The 13,742-nt window shown below is 66.2% G+C and carries 11 protein-coding genes; 6 read left to right on the top strand and 5 right to left on the bottom strand.

Translation table 11 applies throughout. The annotated features are described in order from the left end of the window. Positions 1-93 precede the first annotated feature (93 nt). Positions 94-2,010, bottom strand: coding sequence for a TAT-dependent nitrous-oxide reductase (gene nosZ, locus AVE30378_RS26515; protein WP_129245232.1), 1,917 nt, complete (start codon positions 2,008-2,010; stop codon positions 94-96). Between the two features lie 82 nt (positions 2,011-2,092). Beyond that, complete coding sequence (locus tag AVE30378_RS26510) at positions 2,093-4,339, bottom strand: NosR/NirI family protein (protein ID WP_129245230.1); 2,247 nt, start codon at positions 4,337-4,339, stop codon at positions 2,093-2,095. A gap of 282 nt (positions 4,340-4,621) precedes the next feature. Between AVE30378_RS26510 and azu the strand changes: the two genes are divergently transcribed. From azu to AVE30378_RS26495, 3 genes are all read left to right on the top strand, one after another. After that, positions 4,622-5,071, top strand: coding sequence for an azurin (azu, locus tag AVE30378_RS26505; protein ID WP_129245228.1), 450 nt, complete (start codon positions 4,622-4,624; stop codon positions 5,069-5,071). A gap of 189 nt (positions 5,072-5,260) precedes the next feature. After that, on the top strand, positions 5,261-6,844 hold the full coding sequence (locus AVE30378_RS26500) for a TerC family protein (RefSeq protein ID WP_129245226.1): 1,584 nt from the start codon (positions 5,261-5,263) through the stop codon (positions 6,842-6,844). An 18-nt stretch (positions 6,845-6,862) separates the two neighbouring features. Continuing rightward, the gene (locus AVE30378_RS26495; protein WP_129245224.1) at positions 6,863-7,726 is read left to right on the top strand and encodes an undecaprenyl-diphosphate phosphatase; all 864 of its coding nucleotides are present in this window, start codon (positions 6,863-6,865) and stop codon (positions 7,724-7,726) included. Between the two features lie 301 nt (positions 7,727-8,027). Here AVE30378_RS26495 and AVE30378_RS26490 read toward each other — a convergent pair whose 3' ends face one another. The 3 genes from AVE30378_RS26490 to AVE30378_RS26480 all read right to left on the bottom strand — a co-directional run bounded on the left by AVE30378_RS26490 (position 8,028) and on the right by AVE30378_RS26480 (position 10,115). Beyond that, positions 8,028-8,795 carry a UDP-2,3-diacylglucosamine diphosphatase gene (locus tag AVE30378_RS26490; protein WP_129245222.1) on the bottom strand — a complete coding sequence of 256 codons (768 nt, stop codon included), beginning with the start codon at positions 8,793-8,795 and terminating at the stop codon, positions 8,028-8,030. Then, complete coding sequence (locus AVE30378_RS26485) at positions 8,788-9,297, bottom strand: peptidylprolyl isomerase (RefSeq protein ID WP_088141682.1); 510 nt, start codon at positions 9,295-9,297, stop codon at positions 8,788-8,790. Before AVE30378_RS26485 ends, AVE30378_RS26490 begins: the two co-directional genes overlap by 8 nt. 134 nt (positions 9,298-9,431) lie before the next feature. Next, complete coding sequence (locus AVE30378_RS26480) at positions 9,432-10,115, bottom strand: tetratricopeptide repeat protein (RefSeq protein ID WP_129245220.1); 684 nt, start codon at positions 10,113-10,115, stop codon at positions 9,432-9,434. 387 nt (positions 10,116-10,502) lie between these two features. On the opposite strand from AVE30378_RS26480, the gene cysS reads away from it, so the two are divergent. From cysS to AVE30378_RS26465, 3 genes are read left to right on the top strand one after another with little or no spacing between them, the layout of a single operon-like run. Further along, a complete protein-coding gene (gene cysS, locus AVE30378_RS26475; protein ID WP_129245218.1) occupies positions 10,503-11,957 on the top strand; it encodes a cysteine--tRNA ligase in 1,455 nt (484 codons plus the stop codon). A gap of 20 nt (positions 11,958-11,977) precedes the next feature. After that, positions 11,978-12,622: a DNA-3-methyladenine glycosylase family protein gene (locus AVE30378_RS26470; protein ID WP_129245216.1), complete on the top strand. Its 645-nt coding sequence runs from the start codon at positions 11,978-11,980 to the stop codon at positions 12,620-12,622. 36 nt (positions 12,623-12,658) lie between these two features. Beyond that, entirely contained in the window at positions 12,659-13,624 is a 966-nt protein-coding gene (locus AVE30378_RS26465; protein ID WP_006225512.1) for an acetyl-CoA carboxylase carboxyltransferase subunit alpha, read from the top strand. Positions 13,625-13,742: the final 118 nt, after the last annotated feature.

Genomic DNA, 13,742 nt, shown 5'->3' with positions numbered 1-13,742 from the left:
CGGCGCCGGACAGCGCCAGGGCGAGGGCCGCCAGCGCGGCGCGGGCGGCCCTCCCGCCGCCGCGCTTCAGCATTGCGATGAACGTCATGGACGCTACGCGGCCTTCTTGGGATGGACGATCATCTGGCCGGACATTTCCATGTGCAGCGCGTGGCAGAACCACTGGCAGTAGTACCAGTACACGCCCGGGCGGTCCGCCGTGAACGTGACCGACGACGTGGCCTGGGGTCCGATCTCCATGGCGATGCCGTGGCCTTCGAGGGTGAAGCCGTGCGTCAGGTCCTCGATCACCTCCATGTTCGTCACCACCACGGTGACCTCGTCGCCCTGGTTGACCTCGAACTTCTTGAGGCTGAACATCGGCGCGACCGCCATCATGTACACGTGCACCTTGTTGCCGTCGCGCACGACCTTGGCGGCGTCGTCGAGCGCAACGCCGTCCTTCTTGGCCATCTGGCGGGCGTCTTCCCACATGGGGTCGTCGCGCTTCCAGACGCTCAGGGGATGGACCTTGGAGCGGTGGACCAGGCACATGTCATGCGGCTCGGCGAAGCTCGGGCCGTCGTGCACCAGCTTCATTTCGTCGCCGGAAATGTCGATGAGCTGGTCGTTCTCGGGCTTGAGCGGGCCCACGTTCAGGAAACGGTCCTTGGAGAACTTGTTCAGCGATACCAGCCACTTGCCGTCGGCCTCGCGGGTTTCGCCCATCGTGGAGTGGTTGTGGCCGGGCTGGTAGTGCACGTCCAGTTTCTGGATGATCGGGTCGACCTTTTCGCCCTTGTACGCGCGCTTGGCGAGGTCGATGTTCCACTTGACCATCTGGCTGTCGATGAACAGCGTGGTGTAGGCGTTGCCGCGGCCGTCGAAAGCCGTGTGCAGCGGGCCCAGGCCCAGTTGCGGTTCGGCCACCACGCAGTCGCGCGGCTTGATCTTGTCGTCGAACAGGTCGTCCAGCGTGCGCACGTCCAGCACCGTCACGGTGGGCGAAAGCTTGCCGTTGAGCACCACGTGGATGCCGTCGGGCGCGGCGTTGCAGCCGTGCGGCGAGTTCGGCACGGGGATGTAGCGGGTGTACTTGGATCCATGGCGCCCGTCGATCACGGGCACGCCGCCCATCATCTTGTAGTCGCCCTTCTTGACGGCTTCTTCGATGCGCTTGAGATTGAACACGACGACCCAGTCCTGCTCGTTGGCTGACATCTCCTCCACCGTGACGCCCTTCTCGGAGTTGTAGCAGGTGGAGAAGGAGTACTTGCCCTGGTAGTCGGCGTCGCCGTTGTCCAGGTTGCCGTCGACCAGCACCTGCCAGGCGACCTTCATGGTGTCGCCGTCCAGCGCGGTGTAGACGGCGAAGAAGTTCTTCTTGGGATCGTCGAGCACCTTGCCGTCGTTGGGCAGCGGCGAGATGTGCTCGCCGTTGGCGAACACGTAGCCGGTGCGCGGATAGCGCTGGGGCCGCAGGCCGTGCACGCCCGACACGTTGGGCAGCTCGGTGATCTTGTCCGTCTTCATCACGTCCAGCCGGATGCGGGCGACGCGGTTGTTGGCCTTGTCGTTGATGAACAGGTAGCGGCCGTCGTAGGTGCGGTCGGTGAAGGACAGGTGGGGATGGTGGGCGTCGCCGTTCAGGAAGACGCCGCCCTTGTCCTTGAGGTATTCGCGGGTTTCGGGGGTGAGGCCCTCGGTCAGGATCTTGCGGCTTTCGTTCGTGCGGCCCCAGCCGGTGGCGCTGCAGTGGTTGAAGACCGGGATGCGGACCAGTTCGCGCATGGACGGCAGGCCCAGCACGCGCACTTCGCCCGATTGGCCGCTGGAGTTGAAGGCATAGTATTCGTCCAGCTCGCCGGGCCCGACGTGGCCCAGGACGCCATTGGCGCCGGCTTTCGCGTCCTTGCCGTGCGCGGCGGGGATATGCGCGCCCGCCACCAGGCCAGCGGCGCCCGTGAAGGCGGCGGTTCCGAGGAAGCTGCGGCGGGTGAGGCCGGCCTTGTCGGGATTCTTGTCGGACATGGATAACTCCTTGGTAGGGACGGCGCCGGGCGCCGTGGTGTAGAAATGGGCCCCCGTGTTCCGGCGGCAAGAAAGGGGTGGATCAGGATTCAGGTTGGGTATTCGGGTTCGGCGCGCGGTGCATGACGACGACCTGTTCGGCCGGTTCCTCCGCCGGCGGGCGGCGCCGCTCGCGCTTGGCCCTTTTCTGGATCAGGTGCGGACATTTCTGGTCATGGTGATAGAGCATCTGGCAATGCAGGCACTGGATGCATTCGTTCGGGTTGATCTCGCCGGTGGGGTCGATGGCCTGCACCGGGCATTCGAGATTGCAGCGTTGACAGGGATTGCCGCAGTCGCGGTAGCGGCGCAGCCAATTGAAGATGCGCAAGCGGGCCGGGATGGCCAGGGCCGCTCCGAGCGGACAGAGATAGCGGCAGAAGAAGCGTTCCACGAACAGGCCCGCGGCAAGCACCGCCACGGCGAACGCCACGAAGGGCCAGTAGCGGACGAAGCGCAGGATGATCGCCGTCTTGAACGGTTCGATTTCGGAAAGCTGCTCGGCCAGCCCCAGGTCGTACAGCGAGAAGCCGAACAGCAGCAGGAAGATGACGTACTTCAGCGTAGACAGGCGCTGGTTCACGCCGTGCCCGATCTTCACCTGGCGCACTCCCAGGCGCCTGGCGGCGCGGTTGGCGAGTTCCTGCAGGGCGCCGAACGGGCACAGCCATCCGCAGAACGCGCCGCGGTTCCAGAACACCATCGAGATCGCCGTGGCGCACCACAGGATGAACACCAGCGGATCCATCAGGAAATATTCCCAGCGGAAGTCGCTGCGCAGCGCCGAGAAGAAGGTCAGCACGTTCACGATGGACAACTGGGCCTGGCCGTACCAGCCGATCCAGAACAGCGCGAACGCCAGGAATGCCAGCCGCAGGCGGTCGTGCAGCAGCGGGCGGCTGGTGAGCTGGTCCTGGAAGAAGAAGATGCCCACCAGCACCAGCAGCGCCACGGTCAGTATCGCCACCTGGCCGGCCTTGCCGCGCCAGATCTGCTTCCACAGCGCGGGCGCGGGGTCGTCGGCCGGGGCGGCCTGCGCCGCCGCCGCGGGATTGCCGGCGGAAGCGGCGGGCGGCTGCGCGCCGTCCGCGGGCCGCGTGTAGGCCTGCGGCAGTTCATAGGTCAGGTCGAAGGTGACGAACGCCTTGTCGTTGACGCTGAGCACGCGCTGCACCATGAGCTGCAGGCGCCAGGGCGCGACGGGGTCGAGCGCGGCGTCGTCGGGCACGACGAACAGCGCGACCTCGCGAAACGCGGGCGCTCCCTGCGCGGCGACGTCGGCCAGGCGCTGGTGGTTGCGGTCCCTGAACCGGAAGCTGCTTTCGTCCTGGATGACTTCGACGCGGTCGAAGATGCCGCCGCGCACGTAGCCCGAACCCTTGAAGGAATAGGCGCCATTGCCCGCCACCAGCACGGCCTGCTGGCCGGGCTTGAGCCTTTCCTTCAGGCGCTGCCATTCCGTGTCGCCCAGCAGGCTGCGGCCGATCGCGGGCACGCTGACGAGCGCGGCGTAAAGGTCGATGAAAGTATCGTCGTCCGACTTGGCTTCGGCGCCGGCCGCGGCGTCGCCCCGGCCGGAGTCCCGAAAGGCCTTGTCGACGTCGGCGGGCGACAGGCGCAGATTGCGCACGGCGCCGGCGTCCAGCAGGGCCTGCCACGATTGGACCGCGTCCTGCGTATCGTCCACGACGCGGGCCGCGGCTGGCGCCGCCTGCTGCGCGGGGGGCGCCGTCTTGTCGATGCCGTAGGCGCGGGCCACGGCGATGGCCGAACGCGTGATGCTGTCGCCGATCACCATCAGCGTGACGGTCGCGCCGCTGATGATGTCCACGGGCGGCGGCGCGCCGTGGCGGGGAGGGGACTCGACGAAATTCAGGCCGACGTAGCCGCCGATGAAGCGGTCCACCTTGGCTTGCGGAATGCCGATGAGCACAATGGGCTCATGGTGTTCGACGAGCTTGGCGCCGACGATGCGCCCGTCGTTCGCCAGGGCCACCAGCACGTCGATGGGCTTGCTGGAGTACCCGCGCGTGTTGACGACGTCGGAGGTGAGATACACCACGCCCACCTGGCGCCCGCCCGCATAGGCCTTCGCGGCCATCGGCTTGCCGGCCGGAGCGTCGACGCGGTCGGCGCCGGGAAAGAGTTCGCCTATCGGCGTGGCGGCCAGGAAGTCCGGCAGCCGCTGCGCCTGCGCGATGCCGGCGCCCGACGCGCATAGCAGCAGGGCTAGAAATGCCGCCTGGATGAACCGAATGAACCGTAGCCCCGCCGCCGTGCTGCCTTCCATGCTCGAACTCTTCTTGTTTGCAATTGTTTGCAGGCATCCTACGAATATGCCGAAGGGTTCGTATTGCGGTTTGTCAATGGGCGCAATATCGGCGCTTGTATAACGCCAATACCCCTACGGGGCATGGGGATTTCCCGATTTTTCCGCGTCTGAACGGGGCGGCATTGATGTCGGTCAATAGCGCGGGTTGCGCGCCGTCCTAGACTGGTGCGTGGCGGCAGCGACGCAGGCATGTGCCTCGCGCGAGTCGAAGAATGGCCGCCATGTTTACGGAGAGTCTCCATGCTGGCAAAAGCCACCCTAGCCATTGTTCTGTCCGCAGCCAGCCTGCCCGCGCTGGCCGCTCAATGCGAAGCAACCATCGAAAGCAACGACGCCATGCAGTACAACCTGAAGGAAATGGTCGTCGATAAAAGCTGCAAGCAGTTCACCGTGCATCTCAAGCATGTCGGCAAGATGGCCAAGGTCGCCATGGGCCACAACTGGGTGCTCACCAAAGAGGCCGACAAGCAGGGCGTGGCCACGGACGGCATGGGCGCCGGCCTGGCGCAGGATTACGTGAAGGCGGGCGATGCGCGCGTCATCGCGCACACCAAGGTCATCGGCGGCGGCGAGTCGGATTCGGTGACGCTCGACGTGTCCAAGCTGACCCCGGGCGAAGCCTATGCCTACTTCTGCTCGTTCCCCGGCCACTGGGCCATGATGAAGGGCACGCTCAAGCTGAGCGACTGATCGGTCCCCGCAAGCGGACGCCGGCCCTGGGCCGGTTTTTTTTTGCCCCGGGGGCGGTCCAAGGCGAAAAAAGCCCTGGTTCCAACGGGCTAAACCGCCCGCGCATCGGGCGTACGGAGGGGGCCCGTCACCGGCGTGTCACGGATTTTCCATGTACGATTACCGGTCGTGTAACTTCTGGAGCTCCTGATGGAGTGGCTGCTGGACCCCACCGCGTGGGTCGGCTTGCTTACCCTGGTCGTCCTTGAGATCGTCCTGGGAATCGATAACCTGATTTTCATCGCCATCCTGGCGGACAAGCTGCCCCCTGCGCAACGCGACCGCGCGCGCATCATGGGCCTGAGCCTGGCGCTCATCATGCGCCTGGGCCTCTTGTCGGTCATGTCATGGCTGGTCACGCTGACCTCCCCCCTGTTTTCCATCGGTCCGCTGTCATTCTCGGGGCGCGACCTGATCCTGCTGATCGGCGGCCTGTTCCTGCTGTTCAAGGGCACCATGGAACTGCATGAGCGCCTCGAAGGCTCCCAGCACGGCGGCTCCTCGGGGCCGCGCGTGTATGCCAGCTTCTGGGTGATCGTGACGCAGATCGTGGTGCTGGACGCGGTGTTCTCGCTGGATTCGGTCATCACGGCCGTGGGCATGGTGGACCACCTGGCCATCATGATGATCGCGGTCGTCATCGCGATCGGCATCATGCTGCTGGCGTCCAAGCCGCTGACGCGCTTCGTCAACGCCCATCCGACGGTGGTGGTGCTGTGCCTGGGCTTCCTGCTGATGATCGGTTTTTCGCTGCTGGCGGAAGCGTTCGGCTTCAAGGTGCCCAAGGGCTACCTGTACGCGGCGATCGGCTTCTCGGTGGCCATCGAAGCCCTCAACCAGGTGGCGCGCCGCAATCTGCTCAAGCTGGACGCGCGCCGCCCCATGCGCGAACGCACGGCCTCGGCCGTCCTGCGCATGCTGGGCAAGCGCCCGCCGGCCGACGAACCCGACCTGCCCAGCGCCGACGGCCCGGCCATTCCGGCGTTCGGGGTCGAGGAGCGCAATATGGTCAGCGGCGTGCTGACGCTGGCCGAGCGTTCCATCCGGTCCATCATGACGCCCCGCACGGACGTTTCCTGGATCAACATCGACGACGATCCGGAAACCATCCGCCGCCAGTTGACCGAGGCGCCGCACAGCTTCTTCCCCGTCTGCCGGGGCTCGCTGGACGAAGTGCTGGGCATCGCCCGCGCCAAGGACCTGGTGGCCGACCTGATCACCGAGGGCAGGGTGCGCCGCAACCGCCTGCGCGACCCCATCATCGTGCACGAGGCCATCGGCATCCTGCGCCTGATGGACACGCTCAAGCGCTCGCGCGGCCAACTGGTGCTGGTGGCCGACGAATTCGGCGCGATCGAGGGGCTGGTGACGCCCATCGACGTTTTCGAGGCGATCGCCGGCGAATTCCCCGACGAGGACGAACTGCCCGACATCGTCGCGGACGGCGACAACACCTGGAAAATCGACGGCGCCGCCGACCTGCACCACGTCGAGCAGGTGCTCGAGACCGAGGGGCTGGTCGACGAAGCCCAGGACTTCTCCACCCTGGCGGGCTACCTGCTGTCGCGTTTCGGGCATCTGCCCAAGCCGGGCGACGTCTGCGAATACGAAATCCATCACGACCATTTCCGCTTCGAAGTCCTGGAAATGGACGGCCGCCGCATCGCCCTGGTGCGCGTGGAGAAGCGGCCCCAAGAGCTGCATGCCGACGACGCCTCCCTTGCCAACGACTAACTGGACCGACTCCGCATCGTGACCGAAAACGCGCTATACCTGATCAAAGCTTTCGTCCTGGGCGTCATCGAGGGCCTGACGGAGTTCATCCCCGTGTCCAGCACCGGCCACCTGATCCTGGTGGGCGACTGGATGAATTTCCAGTCCAGCCAGGGCAAGGTCTTCGAGGTCGTGATCCAGTTGGGCTCCATCCTGGCGGTGATGTGGGTCTTCCGCGCGCGCCTGCTGCGGCTGGTCCGCGGCACCTTCACGGGCGTGCCCAGCGAGATGGCCTTCACCCGCAACCTGATCATCGCCTTCCTGCCGGCGGCCGTCATCGGGGCGATTTTCATCAAGTCCATCAAGAGCATCTTCTACCATCCCGGCGTGGTGGTCGTGACGCTGGTGCTGGGCGGCCTCATCATGCTGTACGTCGAGCGCAAGACCCACCACACGCCGGGCGACCAGCCGGGCGCGGCCGACGACACGGCTTCCGACGAACGCGCCACGGCCCGCACGCTGGAACAGATTTCCTGGAAGCAGGCGCTGGGCGTGGGCGTGGCGCAATGCCTGGCCATGATCCCGGGCACCTCGCGTTCGGGGGCGACCATCATCGGCGGCATGATCGCCGGCATCCAGCGCAAGACGGCGACGGAGTTCTCGTTCTTCCTCGCCATGCCGACGATGCTGGGCGCGGCCGTCTACGACATGTACAAGAACATCGACCTGCTCACCCAGCAGGACCTGTCGGGCATCGCGGTCGGCTTCATCGCCGCCTTCCTGAGCGCCATGGTGGTGGTGCGCGCCGTGCTGCGCTTCGTCGCCAACCACACGTACCGCGTCTTCGCCTGGTACCGGATCGTTTTCGGGGCGGTGGTCGCGGCCTGGGTCTTCACCCGCTGAAGGCTTCGCGAGATGGGAGGCCCTTGTAGGATGGGTGGAGCGCGGCAGTTCCTAGGCAAGAACCTCGGTGCTCAGCGCGCGAAACCCATGCGGCCGTGGGTAGACTGTTTTTTTGACCGTTGCGGGGCACTGTCTGCCTATGCAGGTGTCTGACACCCCTGAAACGCTGGTGCAAGCCGAAGGTTGTCTCTTCGGGTGTCAGACACCCCGGGGATGCCGGGCACTGTCTGCCCACGGCCGCATGGGTTTCGCGCGCTGGAGGGCGGTGTTCTAGCTTAAGAACTCTCGCGCTCCACCCATCCTACGCTTCCAGATCGTAGAACTGAAGACCGTCGCGGTCGATGACCAGCCAGCCGCCGCGCGGCGGGGTGACGTGGTCGCAGTCCCAGTCGGGCAGCACCCAGCGTTCGCGCTTCTTGCCGTCGACCTCCAGCACGTGGCGGGCGGGACGGTGCGTATGGCCGTGCACCAGGACGCGCACGCCGGTGTCTCGGAAGATCCCTTCGATGGCGCCGGCGTTGACGTCCATGATCTCCATGGACTTCGTCTGGTTGGCGGCCTGGCTTTCGCCGCGGGCCTGTTGCGCCATCGCCAGCCGCTCCGGGATGGTCTTGGCCAGGAACTCCGCCTGCCACTGGGGGTTGCGGACCATCTGGCGGAACTGCTGGTAGGCGGCGTCGTCCGTACAGAATTCGTCGCCGTGGGTCAGCAGGACCGGACCGAAATCCGTTTCCAGCAGCGCCGGCTCGGGCAGCAGCCGCGCGCCCAGCGCCTTGGCGAGTTCTTCGCCGATGAGGAAATCGCGGTTGCCGCGGCCGAGCCACACGGGGATGCGCGCGGCGGTGTCCCGCAGCGCCGTCAACGCCGTGGCAAGCCACGGCGGCGCGGCGCGGATCACGTCGTCGCCGATCCAGGCATCGAAGATGTCGCCCGGCAGCAGCAGGGCGGCGGCTTCTTCGCGCGCCGCCTGCAGAAAGCCCAGGAAGGCCTCCGAAGTGGCCGGCGTGCCCGGCCCCAAATGCAGGTCGGACGCCAGCCAGATGGGACCGGGCAGACTGATCTTATTCAAGAACTTCGGCCTTCTCGATGATCACGTCCTCGTTCGGGACGTTCTGGTGAAAGCCCTTGTTGCCGGTCTTCACGCCCTTGATCTTGTCGACCACGTCCGTGCCTTCGGTCACGGTGCCGAACACGGCATAGCCCCAGCCGTTGGGGGTGGGGGCGGTGAAGTTCAGGAAGTCGTTGTTGGACACGTTGATGAAGAACTGCGCCGTGGCCGAGTGCGGGTCGCTGGTGCGGGCCATGGCCAGGGTGTACTTGTCGTTCTTCAGGCCGTTGTTGGCTTCGTTCTCGATGGGGGCATGGGTCTGTTTCTGTTTCATGCCGGGTTCGAAACCGCCGCCCTGGACCATGAAGCCATCGATCACGCGGTGGAACACCGTGCCGTTGTAGAAGCCTTCCTTGACGTAGGTCAGGAAGTTCTCGACGGTCTTGGGCGCCTTGGCGGCGTCCAGGGTGATGACCATGTCGCCTTGGTTCGTTTGAAGCTTGACGCGGGGATTGGTGCTCATGGCTTTTGTGCCTTCAGAGGTGGAGGTGGAGGAATCGGCCGCCGGGGCGGCGCTGACGAGCGCCGGCGCGAATGCGGCCAGCGCGAACGAGCACGCCGTCAGGCGCAGCAGGTGGAGAGGAGAAAAGCGGGACATCATTTGCCTTGTTTATCCTTCAACATGGTTTCGACTTCGCGGGCTTTGTCGTGCATGCCCGGCACGCCGTCGCTGGCGGCCTTCTTGTAGGTGCGCAGGGCCTGCAGGAGCTGCAGGTCGCCCAGGTTGGCGCGCGCGGCGGCGTAGCCCGGGTCGGCGCGCAAGGCCATTTGCAGGGAATCCTGCGCCTTTTCGAGTTCGCCGCGACCCGCATATAGAGCCGCCAGATTGTTCCAGGGTTCCGGAAGTTCCGGGTAACGGGTGGTCATCTCGGTGTAGACGTCGATGGCTTCGTTCGTGCGGTGCAGGGCGGCCAGCGCCCGCGCGTGCTGGAACATCAACTGCACGTCGGTGCCCCGCTGGCCCTGGGTTTCCGCCTGGCGCTTTTCGATCAGCGCGAGCGCCTCTTCGTTGTCGCCGCGGTTCAGCAGGCGCTCGATGTACGTCGTGATCTGCGAGGGCGAGGGCGCCAGCCGCGTGTCGACGCCGGGCTTGACGGCTTCCAGCAGATTGGCCAGGCCTTCCCAGCCGCCTTCGGGCGGGATGGGATCCAGGGTGGTGCGGCTGGCGTTGGGGTTCTCCCCCGCGCCGCCGGCCATGGACTGGGCCAGAGAGGCTCCAATCGGCGCGCTCGCCAGGGCCAGGGCGAGCAGGGCGACGCGAAAGCGCGGCTTGATAGTCACGTGGTCATCCGTTAAAAGTCATGGCGGGTCATCGCTTACGCGCGCGACCGGGCCGCTTGCTATACTTGACGACCACCATTTTAGCCCCGGTTGGGTTTTGGCTCGACATCGGGCAAGAGGTCCGGCGGTATTGTCGGCGGTATTGGCGAGAAAATCGACGAAGCAATCGACAATGCCGCCAGGAACACAGTCCCGGAAATGGCCGCGCCATGGCTCGATGGATAGTAGGGTAATGGCGGGGGGCAGGGGCAAGGGTCGGGGGCCCTGGGCAGGGGTTTGATGCGGGATCGCAATCCGACCCCGGCGGCACGCGCCGAAGGCATTTTCCTTCGGCGGCAACTTTCCGCAACCGCCACGGAAAATTTAGACGAAGCCGAATAGAGCGCCATGCTGCAAATCTACAACACGTTGTCGCGTACCAAAGAACCGTTCAAGCCGGCCCAGGCTGGGCAGGTACGCATGTACGTGTGCGGCATGACCGTCTACGACTTCTGCCATCTGGGCCATGCCCGCATGCTGGTGTCCTTCGACGTGGTGCAGCGCTGGCTGCGCGCCAGCGGCCTGGCGGTCGACTACGTGCGCAACATCACCGACATCGACGACAAGATCATCCGCCGCGCCGTCGAGACCGGCCGCCGCATCGGCGAAGTCACCGAGTTCTACATCGAGGCCATGCACGCCGACGAGCGGGCGCTGGGCGTCGAGGCGCCGGACCGCGAGCCCCGCGCGACCCAGTACGTGGGTGAGATGCTGGACATCATCGGCAAGCTGGAGCGGAACGGCCTGGCCTACCAGGCCGACGACGGCGACGTGAACTACGCCGTCCGCGGCTTTCCCGGCTACGGCAAGCTCTCCGGCAAGACGCTGGACGACCTGCGCGCCGGCGAGCGCGTCGCTGTGGGCTCGGCCAAGCGCGACCCGCTGGACTTCGTGCTCTGGAAGTCCGCCAAGGCCGAGGAACCCGCCGACACCAAATGGGAATCGCCCTACGGCCTGGGCCGCCCGGGCTGGCACATCGAGTGCTCGGCCATGAGCAAGGCCCTGCTGGGGCTGCCGCTGGACATCCACGGCGGCGGTCCGGACCTGAAATTCCCGCACCACGAAAACGAAATCGCCCAGACCGAAGGCGCCTTCGGCGGCGCCCTGGCCAACATCTGGATGCATTGCGGCCCGCTCATGGTCGACTCGGACAAGATGTCCAAGTCGCTGGGCAATTTCCGCACCATCCGCCAGACCGTCGCGCTCGACGAGCCGGCCGCCGACCAGGCCGCCTACCGCGTCAATCCGCGCGAAGCGGAAATGGTGCGCTTTTTCATCGTGCGCAACCACTACCGCAGCCCGCAGAACTACACGCCCGACAACCTGATCGACGCGCAGAACGCGCTCGACCGCCTGTACCAGGCGCTGCAGAACGTGCCCGCCGACAGCCAGGGCATCGACTGGAACGAGCCCCAGGCCCAGGCCTTCAAGGCGGCCATGGACGACGACTTCAATAGTTCGGGCGCCGTGGCGGCCCTGTTCGAGCTGGCCTCCGAGGCCAATCGCGGCAAGAGCGCGCGCAGCGCCGGCCAGATGAAGGCGCTGGCGGCCCTGCTGGGCCTGCTGCAGCAGGATCCGGCGGCCTATTTCCAGTCGCCCACCCGCTATTCGGCGGCCGCGATGGAGCAGGGCGAGCGCCGCGCGCTGGACCCCGAGGCCATCCAGTCCCTGATCGACGCGCGCGCCGCCGCCAAGGCCGCCCGCGACTTCGCCGAAGCCGATCGCATCCGCGCGGAACTGCGCGAGGCCGGCATCGAGCTGGACGACAAACCGGGTGGCCTGACGCAATGGCGTCGCGCTTGAGCCCCCAGGATACGCCCGCCATGCCTACCGCCGACCTCGAGATTCCCAAGCCTGAGTATTGGGAAGCCGCCGTAGCCCACCTGATGCGGCGCGACCGCATCCTGAAGAAGATCATCCCCCAGCATCCGGAGGTCTGGCTGACTTCGCGCGGCACGCCTTTCGTGACGCTGGCGCGGGCGATCGTCGGGCAACAGATCTCTTCCAAGGCGGCCGACGCCGTCTGGACCAAGTTCATCGACGCCGTGGGCAAGCGCCCCACGCCCGTCGCCGTGCTGCGCGTCGGCGTCGACGGCCTGCGCGCGGCGGGCCTGTCCCAGCGCAAGGCCGAATACGTGCTGGATCTTGCCGTGCATTTCGGCGAACGGCGGGTCCACCCCGAGAAGTGGGCGGCGATGGACGACGAAGCCGTCATTTCCGAGCTGGTCGCCATCCGGGGCATCGGGCGCTGGACGGCGGAGATGTTTTTGATTTTCAATCTGCAGCGGCCTGACGTTCTGCCGCTGGATGATCTTGGGTTGCTCAAGGCAATCTCGCTACACTATTTCAGCGGCGAGCCTGTCTCTCGCTTCGAGGCCCGCGAGGTCTCGCTGGCGTGGCAACCCTGGCGTACCGTGGCGACCTGGTATCTGTGGCGCAGTCTGGAACCGACTCCGGTCCAGTACTGACGCACGCCAGGCAGCCCATCTACGGAACCACACTACATGCGCAATACATTTCTGGAATTTGAACAACCGCTCGCCGAGCTTGAGAACAAGATCGAGCAGCTGCGCTACGTGCAGGCCGATTCGGCGGTGGACATCTCCGACGAGATCGGACGTCTGCAGCAGAAGAGCCAGACCTTGGCCAAGGAGATCTACGCCAAGCTCACGCCCTGGCAGACGGCCCTGGTCGCCCGCCACCCCCAGCGTCCCTATACGCTGGACTACGTGCGCGAAATGTTCACCGACTTCCACGAACTGCACGGCGACCGCATGTACGCCGACGACCAGTCCATCATCGGCGGCCTGGCGCGCTTCAACGGCACGCCCTGCATGGTCATCGGCCACCAGAAGGGCCGCGACACCAAGGAACGCGCCGCCCGCAATTTCGGCATGCCGCGTCCCGAGGGCTACCGCAAGGCGCTGCGCCTGATGCGCCTGGCCGAGAAGTTCGGCATCCCCGTGTTCACCTTCGTGGACACCCCGGGCGCCTACCCCGGCATCGGCGCCGAAGAGCGCGGCCAGTCCGAGGCCATCGGCCACAACCTGTACGCCATGGCCGAACTGAAGGTGCCGGTGATCTGCACGATCATCGGCGAAGGCGGCTCGGGCGGCGCCCTGGCCATCGCCGTCGGCAATGCCGTGCTGATGCTGCAATACGCCACCTACGCCGTGATCTCGCCCGAAGGCTGCGCGTCCATCCTGTGGCGCAGCGCCGACAAGGCCCCGGACGCCGCCGAGGCGCTGGCCATCATCGCTCCCCGCCTGAAAGACCTGGGCCTGGTGGACCGCGTGGTCAACGAGCCGGTGGGCGGCGCCCATCGCGATCCCCGCGTCATGGCCCGCCTGCTGCGCCGCGCGCTGGGCGACGCCTTGCGCCAGCTCCAGGGCATGACGCCCGAACAGCTCGTGGAACAGCGCGTCCAGCGCCTGCTGTCCTACGGCGCCTACCAGGAAGTGCGCGCCTGAAGCGGCCCGAGGCGCCGGCCCCGAGCCGGCGTCGCGGCCACGCGCCACGCGCCCTCCCATCATGACCGCCCGCCAAACGCCCGACGCCACTCATCGGGATGAGGCGGGCGCGGTCCAT

The organism is Achromobacter veterisilvae (genome assembly GCF_900496975.1).
Taxonomy (GTDB): domain Bacteria; phylum Pseudomonadota; class Gammaproteobacteria; order Burkholderiales; family Burkholderiaceae_B; genus Achromobacter; species Achromobacter veterisilvae.
This window is presented reverse-complemented; position numbering and strand designations above follow the sequence as displayed.

Bases quoted from the DNA above. Each gene is read 5' to 3' on its own strand.
- nosZ (WP_129245232.1), bottom strand. From the start codon at position 2,010: ATGTCCGACAAGAATCCCGACAAGGCCGGCCTCACCCGCCGCAGCTTC.
- AVE30378_RS26510 (WP_129245230.1), bottom strand. From the start codon at position 4,339: ATGGAAGGCAGCACGGCGGCGGGGCTACGGTTCATTCGGTTCATCCAG.
- azu (WP_129245228.1), top strand. From the start codon at position 4,622: ATGCTGGCAAAAGCCACCCTAGCCATTGTTCTGTCCGCAGCCAGCCTG.
- AVE30378_RS26500 (WP_129245226.1), top strand. From the start codon at position 5,261: ATGGAGTGGCTGCTGGACCCCACCGCGTGGGTCGGCTTGCTTACCCTG.
- AVE30378_RS26485 (WP_088141682.1), bottom strand. From the start codon at position 9,297: ATGAGCACCAATCCCCGCGTCAAGCTTCAAACGAACCAAGGCGACATG.
- cysS (WP_129245218.1), top strand. From the start codon at position 10,503: ATGCTGCAAATCTACAACACGTTGTCGCGTACCAAAGAACCGTTCAAG.
- AVE30378_RS26470 (WP_129245216.1), top strand. From the start codon at position 11,978: ATGCCTACCGCCGACCTCGAGATTCCCAAGCCTGAGTATTGGGAAGCC.
- AVE30378_RS26465 (WP_006225512.1), top strand. From the start codon at position 12,659: ATGCGCAATACATTTCTGGAATTTGAACAACCGCTCGCCGAGCTTGAG.